This window comes from Aeromonas sp. R2-1 (assembly GCF_040908425.1).
GTDB lineage: Bacteria > Pseudomonadota > Gammaproteobacteria > Enterobacterales > Aeromonadaceae > Aeromonas > Aeromonas caviae.
Window position 1 is genome coordinate 1 of the sequence record NZ_JBFODR010000040.1, and the last position, 23423, is coordinate 23423.

General features: G+C 60.6%; 22 protein-coding genes and 1 tRNA gene. 14 read left to right on the forward strand and 9 right to left on the reverse strand.

The window, feature by feature from the left end:
- Positions 1-10 precede the first annotated feature (10 nt).
- A tRNA-Tyr gene (locus AB5Y80_RS14850) sits at positions 11-95 on the reverse strand.
- Positions 96-221: 126 nt separating this feature from the next.
- On the opposite strand from AB5Y80_RS14850, the gene AB5Y80_RS14855 reads away from it, so the two are divergent.
- On the forward strand, positions 222-734 hold the full coding sequence (locus tag AB5Y80_RS14855; protein WP_041215524.1) for a VC2046/SO_2500 family protein: 513 nt from the start codon (positions 222-224) through the stop codon (positions 732-734).
- A 63-nt stretch (positions 735-797) separates the two neighbouring features.
- On the opposite strand, the gene raiA is transcribed toward AB5Y80_RS14855, so the two are convergent.
- Positions 798-1130, reverse strand: a complete 333-nt coding sequence (raiA, locus tag AB5Y80_RS14860) for a ribosome-associated translation inhibitor RaiA (protein ID WP_010674126.1) — start codon at positions 1128-1130, stop codon at positions 798-800.
- Between the two features lie 392 nt (positions 1131-1522).
- Here raiA and AB5Y80_RS14865 point away from each other — a divergent pair, with 392 nt between their 5' ends.
- From AB5Y80_RS14865 to yciA, 5 genes are all read left to right on the forward strand, one after another.
- A complete protein-coding gene (locus tag AB5Y80_RS14865) occupies positions 1523-4042 on the forward strand; it encodes a putative bifunctional diguanylate cyclase/phosphodiesterase (RefSeq protein WP_368173130.1) in 2520 nt (839 codons plus the stop codon).
- An 83-nt stretch (positions 4043-4125) separates the two neighbouring features.
- Positions 4126-6042: a transglycosylase SLT domain-containing protein gene (locus AB5Y80_RS14870; RefSeq protein ID WP_368173131.1), complete on the forward strand. Its 1917-nt coding sequence runs from the start codon at positions 4126-4128 to the stop codon at positions 6040-6042.
- A gap of 177 nt (positions 6043-6219) precedes the next feature.
- A complete protein-coding gene (locus tag AB5Y80_RS14875) occupies positions 6220-7218 on the forward strand; it encodes a LacI family DNA-binding transcriptional regulator (protein ID WP_039038828.1) in 999 nt (332 codons plus the stop codon).
- 247 nt (positions 7219-7465) lie between these two features.
- Positions 7466-8278 carry an NAD-dependent epimerase/dehydratase family protein gene (locus AB5Y80_RS14880; RefSeq protein ID WP_368173132.1) on the forward strand — a complete coding sequence of 271 codons (813 nt, stop codon included), beginning with the start codon at positions 7466-7468 and terminating at the stop codon, positions 8276-8278.
- A 139-nt stretch (positions 8279-8417) separates the two neighbouring features.
- Entirely contained in the window at positions 8418-8816 is a 399-nt protein-coding gene (yciA, locus tag AB5Y80_RS14885; RefSeq protein ID WP_029314261.1) for an acyl-CoA thioester hydrolase YciA, read from the forward strand.
- Between the two features lie 6 nt (positions 8817-8822).
- On the opposite strand, the gene AB5Y80_RS14890 is transcribed toward yciA, so the two are convergent.
- The gene (locus AB5Y80_RS14890) at positions 8823-9047 is read right to left on the reverse strand and encodes a hypothetical protein (RefSeq protein ID WP_010674132.1); all 225 of its coding nucleotides are present in this window, start codon (positions 9045-9047) and stop codon (positions 8823-8825) included.
- A gap of 111 nt (positions 9048-9158) precedes the next feature.
- On the opposite strand from AB5Y80_RS14890, the gene AB5Y80_RS14895 reads away from it, so the two are divergent.
- Complete coding sequence (locus tag AB5Y80_RS14895; RefSeq protein WP_029314263.1) at positions 9159-10004, forward strand: endonuclease/exonuclease/phosphatase family protein; 846 nt, start codon at positions 9159-9161, stop codon at positions 10002-10004.
- Between the two features lie 95 nt (positions 10005-10099).
- Here AB5Y80_RS14895 and AB5Y80_RS14900 read toward each other — a convergent pair whose 3' ends face one another.
- Entirely contained in the window at positions 10100-11422 is a 1323-nt protein-coding gene (locus AB5Y80_RS14900; RefSeq protein ID WP_223302529.1) for a LysM peptidoglycan-binding domain-containing protein, read from the reverse strand.
- Between AB5Y80_RS14900 and AB5Y80_RS14905 the strand changes: the two genes are divergently transcribed.
- The gene (locus AB5Y80_RS14905; protein WP_010674135.1) at positions 11351-11623 is read left to right on the forward strand and encodes a hypothetical protein; all 273 of its coding nucleotides are present in this window, start codon (positions 11351-11353) and stop codon (positions 11621-11623) included. The two genes, AB5Y80_RS14900 and AB5Y80_RS14905, sit on opposite strands and share 72 nt — an antisense overlap.
- An 87-nt stretch (positions 11624-11710) precedes the next feature.
- On the opposite strand, the gene gloB is transcribed toward AB5Y80_RS14905, so the two are convergent.
- A complete protein-coding gene (gene gloB / locus AB5Y80_RS14910; protein ID WP_039038832.1) occupies positions 11711-12475 on the reverse strand; it encodes a hydroxyacylglutathione hydrolase in 765 nt (254 codons plus the stop codon).
- Positions 12476-12554: 79 nt separating this feature from the next.
- Here gloB and AB5Y80_RS14915 point away from each other — a divergent pair, with 79 nt between their 5' ends.
- The gene (locus tag AB5Y80_RS14915) at positions 12555-13277 is read left to right on the forward strand and encodes a class I SAM-dependent methyltransferase (RefSeq protein ID WP_010674137.1); all 723 of its coding nucleotides are present in this window, start codon (positions 12555-12557) and stop codon (positions 13275-13277) included.
- 6 nt (positions 13278-13283) lie between these two features.
- Here the strand turns inward: AB5Y80_RS14915 and rnhA are convergent, their stop codons facing one another.
- Complete coding sequence (gene rnhA, locus AB5Y80_RS14920) at positions 13284-13748, reverse strand: ribonuclease HI (RefSeq protein ID WP_010674138.1); 465 nt, start codon at positions 13746-13748, stop codon at positions 13284-13286.
- A gap of 75 nt (positions 13749-13823) precedes the next feature.
- On the opposite strand from rnhA, the gene dnaQ reads away from it, so the two are divergent.
- Positions 13824-14558 (forward strand): DNA polymerase III subunit epsilon, encoded by a 735-nt coding sequence (gene dnaQ, locus AB5Y80_RS14925; protein ID WP_161653403.1) that lies wholly within the window; start codon positions 13824-13826, stop codon positions 14556-14558.
- On the forward strand, positions 14555-15805 hold the full coding sequence (locus AB5Y80_RS14930; protein ID WP_226044884.1) for a TIGR03503 family protein: 1251 nt from the start codon (positions 14555-14557) through the stop codon (positions 15803-15805). The genes dnaQ and AB5Y80_RS14930 overlap by 4 nt, the downstream gene beginning before the upstream one ends.
- 75 nt (positions 15806-15880) lie before the next feature.
- Here AB5Y80_RS14930 and AB5Y80_RS14935 read toward each other — a convergent pair whose 3' ends face one another.
- Together AB5Y80_RS14935 and fadE are read right to left on the reverse strand one after the other, a co-directional pair.
- Positions 15881-17398 (reverse strand): HD domain-containing phosphohydrolase, encoded by a 1518-nt coding sequence (locus AB5Y80_RS14935; protein WP_039038835.1) that lies wholly within the window; start codon positions 17396-17398, stop codon positions 15881-15883.
- A 174-nt stretch (positions 17399-17572) separates the two neighbouring features.
- A complete protein-coding gene (gene fadE, locus AB5Y80_RS14940) occupies positions 17573-20029 on the reverse strand; it encodes an acyl-CoA dehydrogenase FadE (RefSeq protein ID WP_053288599.1) in 2457 nt (818 codons plus the stop codon).
- Between the two features lie 252 nt (positions 20030-20281).
- Here fadE and lpcA point away from each other — a divergent pair, with 252 nt between their 5' ends.
- From lpcA to AB5Y80_RS14955, 3 genes are all read left to right on the forward strand, one after another.
- Positions 20282-20860, forward strand: a complete 579-nt coding sequence (gene lpcA, locus AB5Y80_RS14945; protein WP_010674142.1) for a D-sedoheptulose 7-phosphate isomerase — start codon at positions 20282-20284, stop codon at positions 20858-20860.
- 111 nt (positions 20861-20971) lie between these two features.
- Positions 20972-21769, forward strand: a complete 798-nt coding sequence (locus AB5Y80_RS14950) for a class II glutamine amidotransferase (protein ID WP_223954905.1) — start codon at positions 20972-20974, stop codon at positions 21767-21769.
- Positions 21770-22069: 300 nt separating this feature from the next.
- Entirely contained in the window at positions 22070-22405 is a 336-nt protein-coding gene (locus tag AB5Y80_RS14955) for an Hpt domain-containing protein (protein WP_039038838.1), read from the forward strand.
- Between the two features lie 12 nt (positions 22406-22417).
- On the opposite strand, the gene yvcK is transcribed toward AB5Y80_RS14955, so the two are convergent.
- Positions 22418-23341, reverse strand: coding sequence for a uridine diphosphate-N-acetylglucosamine-binding protein YvcK (gene yvcK, locus AB5Y80_RS14960; protein WP_029314269.1), 924 nt, complete (start codon positions 23339-23341; stop codon positions 22418-22420).
- Positions 23342-23423 lie beyond the last annotated feature (82 nt).

Genomic DNA, 23423 nt, shown 5'->3' on the forward strand with positions numbered 1-23423 from the left:
CGCACTTGAATGGTGGAGGGAGAAGGATTCGAACCTTCGAAGGCAGAGCCGTCAGATTTACAGTCTGATCCCTTTGGCCGCTCGGGAACCCCTCCACAAGTGCGAGGCGCATACTAACAGATCTGTCGCGCTTGTGAACCCCTCTGCCGGGATTTTTAATGCTTAAAGGATCGGGTTGATGGCCGATAAGCAATGAAACCTTCATTTCCAAGATTTATCTCATGCTGCCCAGTGCGATTCGTGACCGCTTGCTCGTGGATGAGGCCCAGTTGGGCCAACGGCTCAACCAGGATCTCCGTGCGGGGGACCGTGCCGACTTCAGGCTGCACCTGGCGCTGCTGACCGATGCGGTGGAAGAGCAGCCCTGGTTTGATGCCCCGCCCAAGCCTGCGTCGGGTGAGCTGGATTGGCGCTCCCGTTTCGGTCTGATGCCCCGGGCGTCCCTGCAAGGCGGGGTGGAAGAGAGCGATGCCACCAGCCTCAACGAGCGTCTGCAACAGGGTGGGTGCATGACGGATGTGAGACTCTGGCTGGCGCTGCGCTCCCCGCCACTGGTGAGCCGAACACCCGCGCTGGATCCCGCGGTGTACGACAACCTCTCGGCACTGGGTCGCGAGCGCTGGCAGGCCCGACCTATGGGCGCTGACCCCAGGGAGGAGGCTCCACTGATGATGCTGCCGCTGCTCGATGAGCTTGCGCAAGGGGTGGATGCCAGGCTGCGCTGGCTGGGGTGACGGCACGGTAGAATGCAAAAAGGCGGGATGACCCGCCTTTTGCTTTATGAGTGGTGAACCTTGTCAGGCGTCTGCTTCGTCCGGTTGGGGCACTTCCTTGCCGGCGGCACGACGGGCGATGGGTTTTTCCGTGTGACGGTTGAGCTGGCGTTCCAGCTTCTGGCCCAGGTCCGTGATGGCGGCATAGAGATCCTCGTGCTCTGCCTGCGCAAACAGTTTGCCGTTGGGAATGCCGATAGTGGCTTCGACGATATACATCAAACGCTCTTTGGAGATGATCACATGGGGTGTGATAAGAGGCACCTGAAGACGCTCGAGCTTTTCAAAACGGGATTCAATGCGCTCGCGGATGGCTGGGGTGATGTCGATGATTTTACTGGTCATTTCGATTTTCATAATGGCCCCCTTCGGGTCGTCTTGCTTGTGTCTTCACCTCCAGATTACCCATGTCGCCAAATCAAAATGTGATCTGTGTCACGAAAAATCCCCTTGGGAATCCCGCTGTCCATAAATTGTGAGCTTTTCCCGTTTCATGCCAAAAACCGCTTGAGCTCAGTGAAACAGGCAGGCAGTATCAGCAAATAGGATCGTTTCTGTCCCCCCTCGGCAGCGCCTTGTGTCGACCCGATGTTTGGTTTTTGCCGCATAGTCTCGAATTTTCTCCACCCACATCGCCTCATCGCATCGCAACATCATTGCCATGCGCCGGTGGAGATATGCGCGCAAACGGATATGCTTTTCTGCAGGAGTCGGGGTGGATAACGTGGTTGTAGTGGTTGGAGTCGTAGATGAAGCAGCAAGCCACCCAGATGATGTGGTTTTATGATCGGCAGCATGGGCAATGGAGCCTGTCTGATCATGTCTCTTGTGAACCCTGGGCAGGGGAGGGAACCCACCCCTGGGCCACCCAACTTGAGCGGGAAGATGAAGCGGGTTTCGCCGATTTTCTTGCAAGACTCCACGATTCCGGCCAGCCTGGCCAGTTCATCGGTCACCTGCGCGATGAGGACGGCAAGGTACACCACGCGCTCTGGTACGGTCAGTGTGTGCCTGCACAGGGGCTCTGTTGTGGCTGGCTTGCCCCCCTCGAAATGATGCATCGCGAGATGGATCGCGCCGACTCCCCCGCAGGCGTGACACCGCCGCTTCCCATGTTGCAGGCCCCCTTGCTGGCCAAGCTGGCGCAGGCGCTCTCCGCCAAGACGGGGCTCGATTTTTGCCAGACCCTGGTCAACGAACTGGCCCATATCCTGGGAGCCACTGCCGTCTGGCTGACGGAGCGGGTCGGTCTCGACAGGCTCAGGGTGCTGGCGAGCCACGGCATCGACGTCAAGGAGTATGCCCTCTGTGACATGCCCTGCCAGCAGCTCTATCGCCAGGGGCCCTCCAGCGCGGTCCCCGTGAGTGAACCCCTGACTGGGTATCCCGACCTGCCCCCGGGCCAGCACTATTACGCCCAGCCGCTGCTCGATCGCAACGGTCAGATCCTGGGTCATCTCGCCCTGCTGTTCCCGAGCCAGACCCGGACCACGGATCTGGACTCCGTCCTGACCATCTTCTCGGTGCGCATGGTGGCCGAGCTGGAGCGCCTGCAGAGCGATGCCTTGATGCGGCTGTCTGCGGTGGCCTTTGAAACTCACGAAGGGATCATCATCACGGATCCCGAGTTCAAGATCCTGCGTGTCAATTACGCCTTCAGCCAGATCACCGGCTTTGACAACCAGGGGGTGATTGGTCTGCATCTTGGCAACGATCTCTGGTCGGGGCTGGGAGGGCTGGGTTACGAGCTCAACGCCCTGGATCGCTGGCAGGGGGAAACCCTGCGCCTGCACGCCGACGGTCACGCCTATCCCCAGTGGGAGATCGTCACGCCGGTGCAGGATGAGAAGGGGGGGATCAGCCACTATGTCATCTTCTTCGAGGATATTTCCGAGCGCAAGGCGGCGGAGCGCCGCATCCAGGATCTCGCCTTCTATGACGAGCTGACCGGCCTGCCCAATCGTCGTCAGCTGCACGAAACCCTGACCCAGGCGTTCACCGATGCAAATCGCAGTCACCTCATAGGGGCCCTGCTGTTCATCGATCTCGACCACTTCAAGACCATCAATGATTCCCTGGGTCACGCCACCGGCGACTGGCTTCTCAAGGAGGTGGCCAGCCGTCTCAAGCGGCTGGTGCGCCAGGGGGATTGTTTGGCCCGTCTCGGCGGCGACGAGTTCGTGTTGTTGCTGCCAGCGCTCTCCATCAGCCCGCCCCAGGCGGAGATGCAGGCCGACCTCATCGCGGAGCGGCTGATCGGGGAGATCGCCGCCCCCTATGATTTCAGAGGCCAGGTGCTGCACATCGGCGCCAGTGTCGGCATCACCCTCTTCCCCGGTCGGGAGCAGGAGGCGGGGGATCTGCTCAAGCAGGCTGACACCGCCATGTATCAGGCGAAATCGGCGGGCCGCAAGACCCGGCGCTTCTTCGATGCCTCCATGCAGTTGCAGGCCGACCGGCGTCTGCACATTCACAACGAGCTGCGCAGTGCCCTCGACAATGGGGAGCTGACCCTCCACTACCAGCCCCAGCATATGGTGGCGGGGGGGGAGATCATCGGTGTCGAGGCACTGATCCGCTGGCAACCCCCCGGGCGTGCCCTGGTGTCGCCTGCCGAGTTCATCCCCATTGCCGAGGAGACGGATCTCATTGTCGACATCGGCAACTGGGTATTGCACGAAGCCTGTACCCAGTACGTCTCCTGGGAGGAGAACGGGATCCACGTCCCCCAGCTGTCGGTCAACGTGAGCGCCAAACAGTTCCATGCTCCCGACTTTGTCGATCGCATTCACGACGTGCTGGCGGCCACCGGCATGGATCCCGCCTGCCTCAACTTGGAGATCACCGAGTCGGTGGTGCTGGGTCATGCGGAAGACACCATCAGCAAGATGGCGGAACTCAAGACCCTGGGCATCAGCTTTGCCATCGATGACTTCGGGGCGGGGTACTCTTCCCTGAGCTACCTCAAGCGGCTGCCGGCCGATGAGCTCAAGATCGACCGCTCTTTCATCCAGGACATTCCGAAGGATGGTGACAACATGGCCATCGTCGAGGCCGTGATCGCCATGGCCCGCCACATGGGGTTCAACGTGACGGCGGAGGGGGTGGAGTCCCGCCAGCAGCTGGAGTTTCTGCAGGCGCAGGGCTGCCATTTCTTCCAGGGATACCTCGCCTCCAAGCCGCTCCCTGTTCCCTACCTTGAACGCTATGTCAGCCGCCAGGTACGCGGTGATCGCCCCGTCTGCACCGATAAAAATAGTGTGGCGTAGCGCCCATATTTAACGGGTAGAATGAAGGTATCTCACCACCGCCAGCGGGCGGTGGTTATGCCTCTCAAGGGAGAATACCTTTCGTGAAAGCCGTGCAGGGAATCATCTTTTCGGCGCTGTGCGTGCCAGGGCTAGTGGCACCCGCCTTTGCGCAAACCATGGAGCAGTCTCTCTATCGCCAGGCCCATGAGGCCGTGCGTGCCAATGATCAGGTCAAATTCAGCCAGCTTCGGGCACGCCTGATCCACTATCCACTGCTGCCCTATCTGGATTACTACCAGCTTGCGTTCCGTCCCGGGGCGGCAGACTACAACGATGTGACCCGCTTCATCCGCCAGCACGGGGACACTCCTCAGTCCAACCGGCTCGAGCGCAGCTATCTCACCTATCTTGCCCAGAGCCAGCAGTGGTCCCAGTTCCTGCGCTTCTATCCGGCCAAGCCAAGCTCCACCGATCTGCTCTGTCAGCACTATCAGGCCCGCTACTACACGGGGCACCAGAGTGAAGCCCTGCAGGAGGCAGGCAAGCTCTGGTTGAGCGGTCAATCCAGGCCTGATGCCTGCGATCCCCTGTTCCAGCTCTGGCAGCAGGCGGGTCTGCGCACCCAGGAGAAGGTCTGGGAGCGCATGAACCTGGCTTTCGAGGCCCAGAACCCCAACCTCATTCGCCACCTCGGGGCCCAGCTCGGCAGCGGCATGAAGGGGTATGGCGATCAGATGATCGCCCTGTATGACCAACCCGTGCGGGCGATGAATCCGGCCAACTTCACGGCGGCGCCCCCGTCGCGCCATCTGCTCTCCCTGGGGCTGGCCCGCTACGCCAACCAGGAGCCCGACGCGGTTCTGCGCCAGCTGGGGGAGATGACCCGTCGCTTCGGCCTGAACCATGCCGAGGTGAGTCGGGTGGAGAAGGCGGCCGCCCGCCGCCTGTTGCTGGACCGATCTTCTGACCAGCGCGCCTGGCTGGATACGGCTCTGGTGCGGCTCAAGGATCCGGAGCTGGTGGAGCTGCGGGCCCGTCTTGCCATCTGGGAGCAGGATTGGCGCGGCCTCGAAGGCTGGGTCAAGCGGATGCCCATGGGGCTGCAAAAAGAGGATCGCTGGCGTTACTGGATGGCGCGCTCGCTGGAGAAACAGGGGCGGCAGAAACCGGCGCGGGACCTCTATCTCGAGACTGCGAGCCTGCGCGGCTTCTACGGCTTCATGGCGGCCCAGCGCACCGGTGTGCCCTATCGCATGAAGAACCAGAGCGTGGCGCACAAGGTGCCGGACTGGCAAAGTGCCAGCCGCCGCTGGCCCTTCCTGCTGCGGGTGCGTGAGCTGCTGGCGATGAACGAGATCACGGCGGCCCGCTCTGAGTGGATCCACAACATGGATCGCAACAGCGTGGCCCAGCGCCTGGAGTTTGGCCACATCGCCCTCAACCAGGGCTGGCACGAGCTGGCGATCCTCTCCAGCATCCGTGCCGAGGCCTGGGATGCGCTGGATCTGCGCTTCCCGCTGCCCCTCAAGCGCACCTTCTCCCAGATGGCACAAGAGCGCACCATGAACACCAGTCTGCTCTATGCCATCTCCCGTCAGGAGAGCGCACTCTATCCCCTGGCCCAGTCACCGGTCGGGGCGAGGGGGTTGATGCAGCTGATGCCTGCCACCGCGAGAGAGACGGCCGGCAAGCTTGGGGTGCCCTATCGCAACGAGCAGCAACTGTTCGACCCGGCCATGAACATTCGTCTTGGCAGCGCCTACCTCAAGCGCCTGCTGGATGTGTATGACGGCAACCGGATCCTGGCGGCGGCGGCCTACAATGCGGGTCCTGGCCGGGTCAAGCGCTGGCGCGAGCAGAGCGACAACAAGCCGATGGATGTCTGGGTGGAGAGCATCCCCTATCGGGAGACGCGCAACTATGTCCAGAACGTGCTCTCTTTCGATCTCATCTATCAACACAAGCTGCAGCAGCCCTTGCGTTTCATGTCGGAACGCGAGCTGAATCACGCCTATTGAGTTCGGGGGCAGTCGTTGTCGCGGCTGCCTCCCATTCTTGCCCCAGAATGGTTATCATCCCTTAAGCTTTGTTACAAAAGGAAACCTGCCAGGTGATCGGGCGCCGCGTCTTGGTCTGTCAGGTTCGATACAATGCCCGATCATCACTGACAGGCTTTTCCAACAAAGGAATCGAGAGTGGCAACGATCAAAGATGTGTCTCAGCTGGCGAATGTCTCCATTTCGACAGTGTCTCGAGTGATCAACAACACGGCGCAGGTGGCGCCCGAGAAGCGCGAGGCTGTCCTCGCGGCCATGAAGGAGCTCAGCTTTCGTCCAAACAGCTTCGCCCAGGCCCTGGTGAGCAAACGCTCCAACTGTATCGGTGTGCTGGTGGGGGATCTGTGTGGCGGCCCCTTCTTCGCCCAGATGATGCGCGGCATCGAAAGCATGGTCGACAAGGCGAACAAGTTCACCATCGTGGTGTCCGGAAACCACGACGCGACCCGTGAGCGACACGCCATCCAGGCGCTGCTGCAGCGCCAGTGCGATGCCCTGATCCTGCACAGCAAGGCGCTGCCTGACGAAGAGCTCAGCGAGCTGGCGTCGGGCACGACCCCCATCGTCTTCATCAACCGTCAGGTGCCAGGCTGCGAGGATCGCTGCGTCTGGCTGGACAACCAGGCCGGCATCACCACGGCTTGCCAGCATCTGCTGGACGCGGGACATCGCAAGATTGCCTTCGTCACCTCCGATGACGAGGAGTTTGTGGATGGTCAGCAGCGGATGGCCGGCTATCGCTTCGCCCTGCAACGGGCAGGTATCGAGCTGGATCCTGCCCTCATCGGCCGTGCCTATGCCGATGAAAAAGGTGGCTATGTGGCCATGAGCGAGCTGCTGGCGCGCGGCGTCGAGTTCAGCGCTGTGCTTGGTTTCAACGATGCCATGGTGGCGGGGGCCATCTCCTGTCTGCTGGAGCGGGGTTACAAGATCCCCCAGCAGGTCTCTGTGGTCGGTTTTGATGACATCCCCTATGCCCGATACATCTATCCCAAGCTCACCACGGTACGTTACCCCATCGAGGAGATGGGAGAGCGTGCCGCTGAGCTGGCCCTGAGGCTGCTGGATCACAAGCCGGTAGAGGGATTGGCGCTCAAATTCGAAGCCGAACTGGTACGGCGGGAATCTGTGGCCTGAGTCATGAAGTTGGCCCCGTGCGGGTCGACTTTTTTGCAAAACAGTGAAAGCGCTTTCAGAAATCCTTTTCAACTGTGATCCGCTTCAAAGCTTTTTGACCGCGCTGCCACTAGGATAGGCCCACGAATTAGGAGCGTGCGCTCCCGATTTTCCCGCTGTGGGAGGTAACCGGTTAATCCGGCTATTTCCTTCGTTACTTTCGACGGTCATCATTGGATGGCCGTTTTTTTTTTGTCAGGATCCGGGTATGACGAACGAATTTGAGTATCAGACGGGTATCGTGGGCGCCGGCTGGCTGGGGTTGCCCCTGGCCAGGGCATTGCAAGAGCAGGGGCAATCTGTCGCGGTGACGGTCAGTACGGCCGAAAAGGCTGAACGGCTGCGGGGGGAGGGTATTGCCGCCTGGCCGCTGTTGCTTACCCCTGACATGGGATCACTGCCTTTTCGCTGTCATGACCTGGTGATCTGTGTGCCCCCCAGCAAGACCGGTGATTACCCGGCGTCCGTGGCCAGCCTGTGTCGACAGGCGAGGGAGGCGGGTGTTCAGAGGGTTCTGTTTATCAGCGCGATTTCGGTCTGGGGGGCCGGACAGGGGGAGGATGATACGCCCGCTCCAGCCCATGACAGAGGCTTGCGGATGCGGGCGGCCGAGCTTGCCGTGCTGGAAGGGCATGTTGACTGCGCCATGATCTTGCGCCCGGCCGGACTCTATGGTCCTGACCGTCATCCCGGCCGTTTTCTGGCGGGCAAGACGCTGGCCGGGGGAGGCCAGGCTGTGAACCTGGTGCATCTGGACGACGTGGTGGCCGCCTGTGAGCTGATGCTGGCCCGGGGGCAGGATGGGGATGCCTACAATCTGAGTGCCCCCGTTCACCAACGTCGGGAGCAGCTCTACCCCTTCGCGAGCCGCCTGCTCGGGCTGGTGCCGCCGCAGTTCGTCGAGCCGGCGGGGGAGTTTGCTCCCATCGAAGGTCAGCGCATCTGCCAGCAGCTTGGTTTCGTCTATCGCTGGCCGGATCCGGCCCACTGGTTTGCGGACGGGGCGGCCTTGAAGGGTTGAACGGGTCGTCGCCATCCGGGCCCCGGAGTCGGTCATCTGGCGTGCAAACCAGATACGGCGCGCGCTCCGGGACAATTGAGGTTTGCCAAGGGGGGGATCGCCCCCTATCATGCCGCCATCCATGATAAAGAGAGCGGTAATGATGGAAGAGACCAAGCGCCACCCCGATGGGGAGCTGTTGCTGAGAACCCTGGCAATGCCAGCCGATACCAACCCCAATGGCGATATCTTCGGCGGGTGGATCATGTCCCAGATGGATATAGGTGGGGGCATCATGGCCAAGGAGCTGGCAAAAGGGCGCATCTGTACCGTCTCGGTGGAGGGGATGACCTTCCACAGCCCGGTCAAGGTGGGTGACGTGGTGTGCTGTTACGGTCGCTGCCTCAAGATTGGTCGCAGCTCCATGCGACTCAAGCTGGAGGTCTGGGTCAAGCCGGTATTGCGGGAGAACGAAGCCCAGCGGTACTGCGTGACCGAGGGCGTCTTCACCTATGTGGCCATCGACGATCAGGGCAAATCCCGCCCCGTCCCGGTCTGAGTCTGCTCAGATGAGCCGGGCATTGATGATGGATATTTCCTGCTCAAGCCCGGTTTTTTGCCGTATCATGCGCTCCAGCATCTCTTCCGACCCCACGCACTGCCGGGTGTCGAACAGACAGAGATCACATTGGGGATCCCGCCTGATTTGATAGACGGTGGAAAGCTCCACTTGATGACAGGTTCCCTGTTGATCGTAAAATGTCACGCGGTACTGGTGCTGTCTCGCCATCGTTGAATTCCTTCTGGATGAGTCGGGCCGGACACGAATAATGAGACTAGTCGGCGACCGTGGCCTGTGTGAGGGCCATGTCGTCTTGCAGAGGCAGGTGATTGTTAGCCAATGAAAAATAGTTATCGGATTCTGGGAACGTCCCTGCTGACGTTGGGGCTGGTCGGTTGCTTCGAGGTACCGGATCAAGATCATCTGGTGACTGCGGCAGGTATCATACCTGGCGCAAGCTGTGACAGACCGCCTCTGGTGGCGCTCGCCTCCACGGCCTTGCCGAGGGAGTTTGGCATCACCGTCTGGAACCTCTACAAGGGACAACGCAAGAACTGGCGGGAAGGGCTGGATGAGTATGCCAAGTCCCAGGATCTGGTGCTGCTGCAAGAGTCGGCGACCCGGCCCGAGATGCTGGACTGGCTGAAGAGAGGCGATTTCCAGTGGCAGCAGTTGCAGGCCTTCACCCAGGGAGGTGTCTCCTTTGGCGTGATGACGGTGGCGAAAACGCCGCAGGCGTTTGTCTGTGGCGTCCGTTCCCCCGAACCCCTGCTGCGCATCCCCAAGTCAGGTCTGGTCAGTCTCTATCCCTTGCAAGGGGATCCTGACGGCGTGCTGGTGGTGAATCTCCATGCGGTCAATTTCGAACTGGGCATGGCGACGTTCCGCGAGCAGCTCAACGATCTGACTGCATTGATCCATCGCCACCAGGGGCCGGTCATTCTGGGTGGCGATTTCAACACCTGGAGCGACAAGCGCGCGTTCTGGTTGAACAAGCTGGTGGGTGAGCTTGGTCTGCAGGAGGCCATACCTGTGCCTGATCTGCGTCGCACCGCTTTTGGCCGCCCGCTGGATCACCTCTACTATCGCAATCTGGATCTGGTGGAGGTGAGTTCACCGGCTACCGATGCCTCTGACCACAACCCCATTCTGGCGCGCTTTGCGGCCCAGGCCATCACTCCCTGAGTCATCCCTCAGGGGAGAGCGGCGTAGCCGCTGGTTCATGCAGACAAAAAAATACCCCGCATCAAGCGGGGTATTTTTTGGATTGCGACGAGCGATCAGCTGTTGTTCTTCACGAACAGAGTCAACTCCTGACCCGGCTTGAGATAGTCACTCTTGCCGAGCTGGTTCCAGCGCATCACATCGTTGACGGCGACCTGGAAGCGGGCTGCGATGGAGGAGAGGGAATCACCGCGGCGCACCTGATAGACCATGGACTTGTTGCTGCTCTTGCCCTGCTTGGGCCAGACCACCAGCTTCATGCCAGGCTTGAGGGCCGACTTGGCGTTCAGGCCGTTCCACTTGGCCAGGTCGGCGTGGGTGACCCCGTGTGCCTGGCTGATGCTCCACAAGTTGTCACCGGAGCGCACCTGATAGTTCACCTTGCCACCACTGCGGCTGGCGAGCTGCTGCGGCTTGCTCTGGGCAACCTGGGTTGCGCGCCCACCATTGGGGATGATCAGGCTCTGGCCACGGCGCAGGTTGTTGCCGCGCATGTTGTTGGCCAGCTTGAGCTGTTGCACGGTCACCCCGTGATTCTGGGCGATCCGTGACAGCGTATCACCACTGGTGACCTGATAGGAGCGCACACCACGGGTACGTTCACGCTGGGGCAGATCGGCCAGGGCCAGCTCCAGGGTGTCGGCGTACTCGACGGGGACCAGCAGGTTGTAAGGGCCCTGCGGCGAGGTCATGCCACGCTTGAGCGCAGGATTGAGCGCCTTGAGCTGGGAGGCGGAAACGCCAGCCAGCTGGGCGGCCACGTTCAAATCAATCTGACCACCGGTATTGATGGTTCGCAATTGCGGCTTGTTGGCCAGCACCGGCAGGGTGACATTGTATTTGTCCGCATTGCGGATCATGTCGGCCATGGCCAGGATCTTGGGCACATACATCCGGGTTTCGCGGGGCAGGTCCAGCGACCAGTAGTCGGTCGGACGACCAGCCCGTTCGTTGCGGGTGATGGCGTTGCGCACCCGACCTTCACCGGCATTGTAAGCGGCCAGGGTCTGCAGCCAGTCACCGTCGAAGAACCGGTTCAGGTACTCCAGGTAATCCAGTGCGGCATTGGTGGATGCAAGGACATCGCGTCGACCGTCGTACCAGTTGTCGTGGCGCAGGCCGAAATTCTTGCCGGTTGCAGGAACGAACTGCCAAAGACCGACCGCATTGCTGCGGGAGCGGGCATTGGGATCGAACATGCTCTCGATCATGGGGATGGTAATAAGCTCCATTGGCAGCTCACGCCGTTCGATTTCCTCTACCATCAGATACAGGTAGGGCTCAGCCCGGCTGGCAATGGTCGCCATATGCTTATCATTGCGCAACAACCAATCACGCTGTTGGCGAACCCGGGCATTATCGTGCGAGTCCAGCTGCATATCATCGCTGATACGCACCCACAGGTTATCAGTGTCATCCAGCTCTTCTATCTGTTCGTCGCCGAACAGCATCCGCGAAGAGTGTTTTTTGTACGTTTTCTTGCTGACTTGGGGGGATTTGATCGGCTCGATTGCCGTTACCGCCCGGTCATCCTGATGGCTCAGGTTTTGACAGCCGCTGAGAAACAGCGCTGCCAATAAGGCCGTTCGTAGCTTCATCTCGCTCAGGTCATCTGTGGAAAAACAGCTCGCATCATAAGGGGCAATGCCCCCCTGATCAAGGTTTGTTCAAAAAACGTCCTTCCAGGCTCGCAGAACAGCGAAGGTATCCTCTGGATTTTCCAAGCATTTAAGGGCGTATTTCTCAGCAGAAAATTTTACCGAGTCCTGCTCGCAGCGCAGAAAAACATTGAAATTCCGCTCATCTCCCAGCCGGGAGGGGAGACTCGGGAGGCCCTGCTGACGCAGTTTGCTGATCACGCCGATCTGCCGCTGGATCGCCAGGTTGTCGGGCTCGACCGCATGGGCGAAACGCAGGTTGGAGAGCGTGTATTCATGGGCACAATAAAGGAGGGTCTCATCGGGCAGTGCCGCGAGCCGTTGCAGGGAAGTGTGCATCTGTGCCGGGGTCCCTTCGAACAGACGGCCGCAACCGGCGCTGAAGAGGGTATCGCCACAAAACAGCATGCCCTGGCCGTAATAGGCGATGTGCCCCAGGGTATGACCGGGTACATGGAGGACATCCAGACTCAGGCCATGCCAGTTGATCTGATCCCCGTCGTCGAGCCATTGGCCGTGATGGTCCGGCATGGGGTCATGCTTGGGGCCATAGAGACGAGCGTGGGGGAAGTGTTGCAGCAACTCGGATACGCCCCCGACGTGATCGCGGTGGTGATGGGTCAGGAGGATGGCATCCAGCACCAGATCCAGCGCAGCCAGCCGTTCCAGCACGGGAGCGGCCTCGCCCGGATCGACGACCAGGCAGTGATTTTCATGACGGATCAACCAGATGTAGTTATCGCTGAAGGCGGGAACTGTGATGACGGTATACATGGGTCGAGGTCTCTTGTGTTCTCTTTAAGGAAGGGATCTTATATAACTGGATGGCATTCGCCCCCGAGTTGGTCCCATTATGCAACTGGCACGTACCGAACAACAGATCGCGCTTCCGACCAGTTGGTCCGCACTGCCCATGGGGGACTGGGTGGCCGCCGAGCTTCAGGAGCGCCTCGACAACTGGTGCCCCCACCTCTTTGGCTATCACTTGCTCAAGATAGGAGCCCTGAGCGCCGAACTCTCCTGCGGCTGCTCCACCATTCGCCATCAAATCGGTGTCGCTCCCGGCGGACGGCTGCTGGACATCCAGGGGGATCCGCTCGCCTTGCCGGTGCGATCGGGGAGCGTGGATGCCTGCCTGCTGGCTCACTGCCTCGATTTCTCGCCGGATCCTCATCAGGTGCTGCGGGAGGCAGAACGGGTGCTGACCGACGATGGCTGGCTCATTGTCAGCGGTTACAACCCGCTCAGCCTGGTGGGGCTGGGCCACTATCTGCCCTTCATGCGGCGGCATCTGCCCTGGTCTGCCCGCATGTTCACGCCCGCACGGGTGACCGACTGGCTGCAATTGCTCGGCTGCGAGGTGATGTTCGACGAGCGGTTCGGTTTCTCCTTCATGGGCAGGCAGAGCAAGATCGGCTGGTGGCGGGAGAGTCTGGGGCGGGACTATTGCCGCTCCCTGGCGTCTGTTTACGTGATTGCCGCCCGCAAGCGGCGTTTCCCCGTGACACCGGTGCGTCGCCGCTGGCGGCTGCCGGAGTCGATGGCCGCGCCAGGCATGGCGCGCCAGGGCGGCTAGCGGGCATCAGGGCTGGTAGCCGCTGTCTTCGGCAAGCTGCTTGCCGCTGGCGGCCTCACGGGCCAGCTCGTCACAGCGTTCGTTTTCCGGGTGGCCCGAGTGTCCTTTCACCCAGAGCCATTCGATCTGGTGACGGGCCACTTCCGCATCCAGGGCCTGCCAGAGATCGACGTTCTTGACCGGCTGACGGTTGGCGGTCATCCAGCCCTTCTTCTTCCAGCCGATGATCCATTGGGTGATCCCCTGGCGCACATACTGGCTGTCGGTGGTAAGCCGCACCTGGCAGGGTTCGTTCAGGGTCCGCAGCCCCATGATGGCAGCCATCAGCTCCATCCGGTTATTGGTGGTCAATCGAAAACCGGCGGAGATCTCCTTGCGATGCTTGCCATAGACCATGACGGCACCATAGCCGCCGGGGCCCGGGTTGCCTAAGCAGGAGCCATCCGTGAATAAATCAATCTGTTTCAACATGAGCAATCAATCTGTTTTAGCGAGAGGCTTGGGGTAAACTAGCGAGTAAAACCGAAGTTTGACATGGATTTGATCATGAGCACACCCCAACTGAATCGCCAGATCATTCTGGATACCGAAACCACCGGCATGAACACTGCGGGCGGCCCTGTCTATCTTGGGCACCGCATCATCGAGATCGGCTGTGTGGAGGTGATCAACCGCAAACTCACTGGCAACCATTTCCACGTCTACATCAAGCCGGATCGGCTGGTGGACCCCGAGGCCATCGCCGTGCACGGCATCACGGATGCCTTCCTGGCGGACAAGCCCTCTTTTAGCCAGATAGCGGACGATTTCATCGAGTTCATTCGCGGCGCCGAGCTCATCGCCCACAACGCCCCCTTTGACGTGAGCTTCATGGACTATGAGTTCAGCAAGCTCGGTCTGAACTTCAAGACGGCGGATATCTGCGGCATCACGGATACCCTGGCGATGGCGCGGGATCTCTTCCCGGGCAAGCGCAACAACCTGGACGTGTTGTGCGATCGCTACGGCATCGACAACTCTCACCGTACCCTGCACGGCGCCTTGCTCGATGCGGAGATCCTGGCGGACGTCTACCTCCTGATGACGGGTGGCCAGACCAAACTCAATCTCGCGAGCGAAACCAGCGAGAGCGAGACCAGCCAGGATACAGGCATTCGTCGTCTGGAGAGCAATCGCCCGCCGCTCAGGGTGTTGCGCGCGAGCGACGAGGTGGCGGCTGTCCATGAAGCGAGGCTGGATCTGGTACAGAAAAAAGGAGGTGCCTGCCTGTGGCGGCAATGAGATCGCTTTGGGGGCTGCTGCTGCTGGCCTCCCTCCCGGCCGCGGCCAACGAGGTGTTTGCGCCTTCCGACATTCCTCTGCTCGACAACCGCTTTCGCATCGATTATGGCGTGAAGGAGATCACCTTCATCATCAAGCGCAAGCCGGGGACGCCCTCGGTGATCCTGGTGCGACCCGATGGCAGCAAGCTCTATGTGGGCAAGGTCAAGCCGCCCGACGTGGGCTGGTTGCCCCTCAAGGATCAGGATCTCATCACCATCCGCGACCCCATGCCCGGCCCCTGGCAGGCGATCGGGGAGGTGGACCCCGACAATCGGGTGCGCCTGCTCACCGACATCCAGGTCGAGAGCGAGCCGCTGCCGGCCCGCCTCTATCAGGGTGAGCGGGTCAAACTGCAATCCCGTCTGCTGATCGATGGCGCGGCGCCTGGGGCGGGTTACTACCTCACCGATCTGGGCATGACCGTCAAGCTGCAGCAGTTCAACGATGCCAGCCAGAGCGGGGATCCCGTGTTCGAGGAGACCCTGGGACGCTACATGGATGATGGCAAGGGGGTGGACGAAGTGCCGGGGGACGGTATCTTGACCGCCGAGGCGGTACTGGACGTCCCTGCGGGAAAATACCGAGCCCTCTTCAGCACCGGCAATGAGGTCTTCTCACGAGCCCAGTCACAGCAGGTGCTGCTCTACCCTTGGCCGGTCAGCTATTCCCTGAATCCCCCCTCCGGGGAGGGGGGAGCCAAGCTCTCCCTGGTCATCGATGTGGATGAACTGGATCCCGCCTCCGTGGTCATCCAGGGCAAGGCCATCGACGGCGGGGGCAGTAGCATGACGTTCAACGAGGTGGCGACAGCGCCGCGTTTTGGCGTGGATCTCTCCGCCCTCAAGGCGGCAGGGCAGTACAAGGTGGAGGCCACCCTCTTTGGAACAACCCGGCTCGGTCGCGAGGTGCAACTGCAATTGCCGGCCAAGTCGTTCACCATAGCACCGCCTCCCCCTCCTCCCGCCCCCTCTGCGGCCATGCCCGCATCCGCCGCCACCCCCGACCGGTTCGAGGAGCGGGAGAGTCCGGTCTGGCTGCCCTGGGCGTTGGGGGGAGGTGGCGTGTTGCTGCTCTTGCTGGGGGTGGGTGGTTTCATTCTGCTGCAAAAGCGCCGCACTCTGCACAAGGCGATGGCGGCGCAGAAGGCGCAACTTGAAGAGACGCCAGCAACCCCCAAACTGGATCTCAATCTGCCGGAGCAATAATTCCGCGCACATTGCAAAGAAGCCGCCCAATGGGCGGCTTCTTCATGGTGGCAAGTGGATGGGGTGAATCCGATATCAGTGAGCGCCGATATAGATGTCTTTGTATTGCTCACGAATATCGAGGAACTTCTCCAGATTGGCCAGCATCAGGTCCACCAGGAGGGGGTCGAAGTGCTCTCCTTTCTCCTCCTTGATCAGCGCCAGCACCTGATCCAGCGGCCAGGCCTGCTTGTAGCAACGATCCGAGCCCAGGGCATCGAACACATCCGCCAGGGCGACGATGCGTCCTTCCAGCGGAATGTCCTCTCCCTTCAATCCGCGGGGATAGCCGCTGCCATTCCACTTCTCGTGATGGTTGCCCGCGATGGTGGCGCCTATCTGAAACAGGGCCAGATCACTGCCGGAGAGCATGTCCTGACCAAGCTGGGCGTGGGTTTTCATGATCTCCCACTCCTCGGGAGTGAGTTTGCCCGGTTTGTGCAAGATGGCGTCCGGGATCCCCACCTTGCCGATGTCGTGCAGGGGAGAGGCACGCTTGATGAGCTCGCACCTGTCCTCATTCATGCCGAGCAGCTTGCAGAACAGTTCGGTGTAGAGGGCCACCCGCTTGACGTGCAAGCCGGACTCTTTCGAGCGGCTCTCCACCAGTTCGCCGATGCGATAGATGATCTCTCGCTGGTTGTCACCGATCACCTCGTTGAGCCGGATATTCTCCAGCGCCACTATGATGTTTTCGGTGAACAGGCTCAGCAGCCCGGTATCCATCTGGCTGAGCGGGCGAGTGGTCTCGATGTGGAACAGCAGGTGATGACGGGCATTCTGGCAATAGAGCACCATCTGGTTGCCATCGTAGACATTGGCTCCCTTGGCCATGGCACAGCGCAGGATTTCCGGCGCATCGACGAGGCGCAGCATGGGACCATCGCTGAGCAGAGGCTCGAGCACCTGATCCCGCACCTCATACGCCAGGTGTTTCACATCGTAAATCTGGGACTCTTCCAGATTGAGCAGGGCGCTGAGCTGGGTCTGGGCTCCTTCGACGAACTGGCGCAGGGCACGCTGCTCGAAGATCCCCTTGGACGCCTCAATGACCTTCTCCAGCCCCTGTCGATTACTCTCAAGGGTTCGGATGTCCCGGTAAGAGCGCAGGCTGGCACGCAGCAGGGTGCGCAGTTTCTGGGAGGTAAGCTCGGTCTTGTCCTTGTAGTCGTTGATATCGTAGTTGGTCACCACGTCATCTTCCGGGGCCTGACCGGGCTGACCGGTTCGCAGCACGATGCGTACCATCTTGTTTTGCAGCTCGTCACGCACGAACTTGACCACCTCGAGACCGGCATGATCGACCTCCATGACGACGTCGAGCAGCAGCAGGGCGACATCCGGGGTGAGGGCGAGCAAGGCTTTGGCTTCAGCCGCAGAGTAGGCGTGCAGAAAATCGATCGGCTTGCCGTCGAATTCAAACTTGTTCAGGGTGATTTTGGTGATGCGATGCACTTCGGGTTCATCGTCCACTATCATCACCTTCCAGCCGGCGGGACGCGGTGCTGATTGGGGAAGATCTTCATCATCAATAATCAGGATTTGATCATCCATTATGCAATCCTGTGTGTGATCCTGTGCTTACCTTAACCGCTTCATTCAATATAGGAAACGGATTGATATCCAAAATATGATCCAGTCGGTTTCTCTTTCTTCGTATCGGATGCCATCCACCAGCCCTTTCATGAAAAACGCCTCCACAAGGGAGGCGTTCTGGCATCAGAGGCATCAAGCTGCCCTGTGATATGCGGAGGCTTCAAACAGTGCCTTGTTGGCCACCAGGTCGACGGGATCGAAGTCATCGACGTTGATGGTGCGAAGGCGACTCTCCTCGGCGCGCCGCAGCAGGTCCGCTTCGGCCTGATTGATGACACCGAGGCTCAGGCCCGCCTCTGCCACCTTGTCGAGCTGGGTGAAGGGGCGTTTGCTCCCTTCGGCTTTGCACACCTTGTCAAACAGTGGCTCTGCGGTCAGCACATCGTCCAGCGCCTGTTCCAGCAGCCCGAAGGGGTTGCCCTCCTCGCGCGTCAGATATTGACCCTCGGCCAGACGGCTGCGAGTGGCACTTGGCACCTGGAGCAGGCGGGCCACCTGGCTGTCGAGCTTGTCGGAGGGACGCTTCAGGTCGCGACCAAGGGGCAGCACGATGGCGCGCAGGGCCAGACCAATCCAGCGGTTCGGGAAGTTGCGCAGCAACTCGTCGATCGCTTCCTGAGCCTTGAACAGGGCGTCTTGCAGTGCCCAGTGCAGCAGCGGCAGGTCGGCCTGCTGGCGTCCTTCATCCTGATAGCGCTTGAGGGCGCTGGAGGCCAGATAGAGCTGGCTCAGCACATCGCCGAGGCGGGCAGAGACCCGCTCTTTGCGCTTGAGCTCGCCACCCAGGGTGCCCATCGCCATGTCTGACAGGAAGGCCAGGTTGGCGGAGAGGCGGGATAGTTGCTGATAGTAGCCCTTGGTCTGATCCTTGTAGGGCGCTGCGGCGAAGCGGGCACCGGTCAGCCCCAGCCAGAAGCTGCGCACCAGGTTGCTGATGGCAAAGCCCACGTGGCTGAACATCGCCTTGTCGAAATCTTTCAGCGCCTGCTCTTTGTCGGGGTGGCTGGCTGCCAGCATCTCCGGCAACACGTAGGGGTGGCAACGGATGGCTCCCTGACCGTAAATGATCATGCTGCGGGTCAGGATATTGGCTCCTTCGACGGTCACGGCGATGGGCGCCCCCTGATAGCCACGGGCCAGATAGTTGTTCGGCCCCATGCAGATGGCCTTGCCGCCATGGATGTCCATGGCATCAATGATGCACTTCTGGGCGCGGTCGGTGAGGTGGTACTTGACGATGGCGGAGATGACCGAGGGTTTTTCACCGAGATCGATGCCGGTCACCGTCAGTTTGGCGGCGGCGCCCATGATGTAGGCGTTGCCACCCAGGCGTGCCAGCGGCTCTTCAATCCCTTCCATCTTGCCAATCGGCAGCTTGAACTGGCGACGGATGCGGCTGTAGGCACCAGTGGCCAGGGCCAGCATCTTGACGCCGCCCGTGCTGTTGGAGGGCAGGGTGATGCCGCGACCGACGGAGAGACACTCCACCAGCATGCGCCAGCCCTGACCGGCCATGGCCGGGCCGCCGATGATGAAGTCGAGCGGTACAAACACGTCCTTGCCGCGGGTCGGGCCGTTCTGGAACGGCACGTTGAGCGGGAAGTGGCGGCGACCGATGTCGACTCCCTTGATGTGGGTCGGAATGAGGGCGCAGGTGATGCCGAGCTCTTCTTCCTCACCCAGCAGGTGGTCAGGGTCACGCAGCTTGAAGGCGAGGCCGAGTACGGTGGCGATGGGAGCCAGGGTAATGTAGCGCTTGTTCCAGGTCAGGCGCATGCCGAGCACCTCTTCCCCTTCCCACTCGCCTTTGCAGACGATGCCGAAGTCGGGAATCGAGCCCGCATCAGAACCCGCTTCCGGGCTGGTCAGGGCGAAACAGGGGATCTCCTTGCCGACGGCCAGACGGGGCAGATAGTAATCCTTCTGCTCGTCAGTACCGTAGTGTTGCAGCAGCTCCCCCGGCCCTAAGGAGTTGGGCACGCCGACGGTGGAGGCGAGCACGGCGCTGGCGCCGCACAGCTTTTGCAGCACGCAGGACTGGGCGTAGGCGGAGAACTCCAGCCCACCGTATTTCTTCTTGATGATCATGGCGAAGAACTTGTTGTCCTTCAGGTATTGCCACACCTCGGGGGAGAGATCGGCACGCTCGTGGGTCACTTCCCAGTCGTTGACCATGCGGCACACTTCTTCAACCGGGCCGTCCATGAAGGCCTGCTCCTCGGCGCTGAGGGTGCTCACCGGAATGGCGTGCAGCTTCTTCCAGTCCGGGTTGCCGGCAAACAGATCCGCTTCCCACCAGGTCGTCCCCGCTTCGATGGCTTCCTTCTCGGTTCGGGACATCTCCGGCATGATGGACTTGTAGATCTTGAACAGCGGCTTGGTCAGCTGGTTGCGGCGAAACTCCACCAGATTGAGGGGCAGGGCTATCACCGCGAACAGCGCCCACACCAGCAGGGGAACATGGCCATAGAAGGTGCCGGCGACCAGGGCGGCGGCCGTGGCAAGCGTGGCGGTGAACAGGGACGCACGGCGATAGGCCATGGCGCCTATCACCAGGATCACCCCGAGCAGAGTGAGGGTCGTCGTCATTGTTTGCTCCTTGCATGAATTGCCGAGGTTGGGAAATTGGCGTTAACTGATCCAGAGGTCTGACCTGTTGGATATGGCCCCTGTTGTAATTCATACGCACAAACTTATCAAGCTGTTTACAAGCCTGTTACCTTGGCTCTGTGATCGGCATAACGCGCTGCCCGCCCCATCTTGGCGGGCGGGGGGCGACGATTGGACTGGCTTGTGCGACAATGCCGCCACCCTATGTTGGACGACGAGATTTCAAGAACCATGTACCAAGAACTGATCCGCAACGAGTTGACCGAGGCTGCCAGCGTGCTTCAGGCGTTCCTGGCAGATGAGCAAAATCTGAAAAACATCGAGGCGGCGGCCAGGCTGCTCGCCGACTCCTTCAAGCAGGAAGGCAAGGTACTCTCCTGCGGCAACGGCGGCTCCCACTGCGATGCCATGCACTTTGCCGAGGAGCTGACCGGTCGTTATCGCGAGAACCGCCCAGGCTATGCCGGCATCGCCATCTCCGATCCCAGCCACCTCTCCTGCGTCTCCAACGACTTTGGCTATGACTATGTCTTCTCCCGCTATGTGGAGGCCGTCGGCCGCCGTGGTGACGTGCTGCTCGGCATCTCCACCAGCGGCAACTCCGGCAACATCCTCAAAGCCATCGAGGCGGCCCGTGCCAAAGGGATGAAGGTGATTGCCCTGACCGGCAAGGACGGCGGCAAGATGGCTGGCCTGGCCGATGTGGAGATCCGTGTGCCGCACTTCGGTTATGCCGACCGCATCCAGGAAGTGCACATCAAGGTGATCCACATCCTGATCCAGCTGGTTGAAAAAGAGATGGCCAAGTAATCAACGATCCGGGATTGAGAGGGGGGATGGGTGACCATACCGGCCCTCTCATCCAGCCGTGACGGTTGATTGACGAAACCAGAGTCAAGACATTCAGGGAGTGGATGGTATATGTGCGAACTGCTCGGCATGAGTGCCAATGTGCCGACCGACATCTGCTTCAGCTTTACCGGGCTGATGCTGCGGGGCGGCAAGACCGGTCCCCACAAGGATGGCTGGGGGATCACCTTCTATGAGGGGCGGGGTTTTCGCACCTTCAAGGATCCCGAACCCAGCGCCCAGTCTCCCATCGCCAAGCTGGTCCAGGCACTGCCCATCAAGAGCCGTGCCGTGGTCAGCCATATCCGGCAGGCGAACCGGGGGTGTGTCTCCCTGGAAAACACCCACCCCTTTACCCGCGAACTGTGGGGCCGTTACTGGACCTTTGCCCACAATGGCCAGTTGACCGGTTACAAGAGGCTGCCCACGGGGCGGCACCGCCCGGTAGGCGACACCGACAGCGAGCACGCCTTCTGCTGGCTGCTCGACAGGCTGGAGCACAAGTACCCCAAACGGCCGGCAAATTTCCCCGCCATGTTCCGCTACCTCGCGACCCTGTGCAACGAGCTGCGCGGGCTCGGGGTGTTCAACATGCTGCTGTCGGATGGAGAGTTCGTGATGACCTATTGCAGCAACAACCTTTACTGGTTGACGCGCAGGGCTCCCTTTGGCGAAGCCCGTCTGCTGGATGAGGATGTGGCCATCGACTTTCAGAGTGAAACCACGCCGAACGATGTGGTGACCCTGATCGCCACCCGGCCGCTCACCGGCAACGAGAATTGGGTGAAGATGGTGCCCGGGGAGTTCTGCCTGTTCAGGCTGGGCGAGCTGGAATATGGCAATGCAGCCAACTTGTTGAACCAGAAATAAAAAATACCAGGGTAGATATCTACCCTGGTTCTTCGCAGCAGCCATACAGGCAAAAAGGGATGAGAGAGGTGTTGCTGAGCCGCATCATTCTCATGGGTTGCATTGTTACTTTAATGTTAATTTTGTGACAACCTTTATCTCTCTCCATTCTGACTGACATACCGATAACTTGAAGCTGCTCACATTCTGGTGTCCCAAGAGCATCCGGAGCGATACGGGCATGCCCGAAGGGCGGGTGACAGCGGGGCTGTGGGCCCGCTATATTGTGGTCTGTTTGAATACCATCATAGGGAAGAGAAGATGGAGTGGCTGGATCAGAAAGTGCTGCGACAACTGGCAGATGACATCGGTCACGAGATGATGCCGGTCGTCATCTCGGTGTTTGTCGAAGAGGTAGGCGAGCAGTTGGCCCAATTAAGACCGCTTTTTGAGCAGCGGGACTGGTCAGCCCTGGCGCGTGTTGCCCACAGCATGAAATCGTCCTGTGGCAGCTATGGCGCCAAACCCAGCTATCAGCAGGTGATGGATCTGGAGTCCGCCTGTCGCCGGGAAGATGAGCAAGAGGCCGGCAGACTGCTGGCTGAGCTGGAGCACTCCCTGCCCCAGGTCTTCACCCATCTGGCCCAGTTTCACTGATCCAGAAGGGCATCAGCCCGCCATGTCGCGCTCGCCAAGCCTGCTCAGGATCACGGTGTCGAGTGCCAGCCGCAGCTTGAGGCGGTCGTGGCGGTGGGGGAGGGCCGCTTCACCCAGCTCGGCCCGAACGAGGCAGTGCTGCAACTCGGGTACCTGGGGGCCCTCGGGAGCCAGAATGGCATCGATCCGGCCGCTGCCTATCCGCTCTTCCAGCCAACGATGTTGACTGGACAGTGACAACTGGCCTGCCGGACCCTCTTCGTCCACCAGATTGCTGATGAACACGACGATGGCGCGGCTGCTGCGGATCGCCTCCGCAATCTCGCGCAGCAGCAGAGGAGGCATGATGGAGGTGAGGAAGCTGCCCGGTCCCAGGATGATCATGTCGGCCTGGCTCAGCGCCTCGACCGCTTCGCGCGTGGCGGGCACGACCGGTTTCAGGCTCAGGGCCCGTGGCGGTGTGGTGAGCTGATCGATGGAGACCTCTCCCAGGATCTGATCGCCACAGACGGTGTGGGCGCACAGATCGGTGGGATGCTCGGACATGGGCAGCAGATTGGGTTCAATTTCCAGCATGTCGCTGATGAGCCGGATGGCATCCAGGGGGCGCACGCAGAGGTTGTCGAGGGCCAGCAGCATCAGGTTGCCGAGGTTGTGGCCCGCCAGCTCGCCGCGGCCGGTAAAGCGGTGCTCGAACAGCTGGCTACCGATGCTGGGGGTGGTCACCAGCTGGTTGAGGCAGTTGCGCAGATCCCCCCAGGCGATGCACTCCTGGCTTTTGCGCAGGCGTCCGGTGGAGCCGCCATCATCCGTGGTGGTGACGATGCCCGTCAGCCGGGATCCCAAGAACGACAGGGAAGAGAGCACCCTGCCCATACCGTGCCCGCCGCCGATGGCGACGACCCGGTCGAAGTCATTGATATTTTTCTGCCACATGCAGTGATCCCGTGGGAGGCCAGTGAGCACCATTCTAGTCTCCATGGCCAGGTAATTGTTTGATAAGGGTATGATTTTTGCT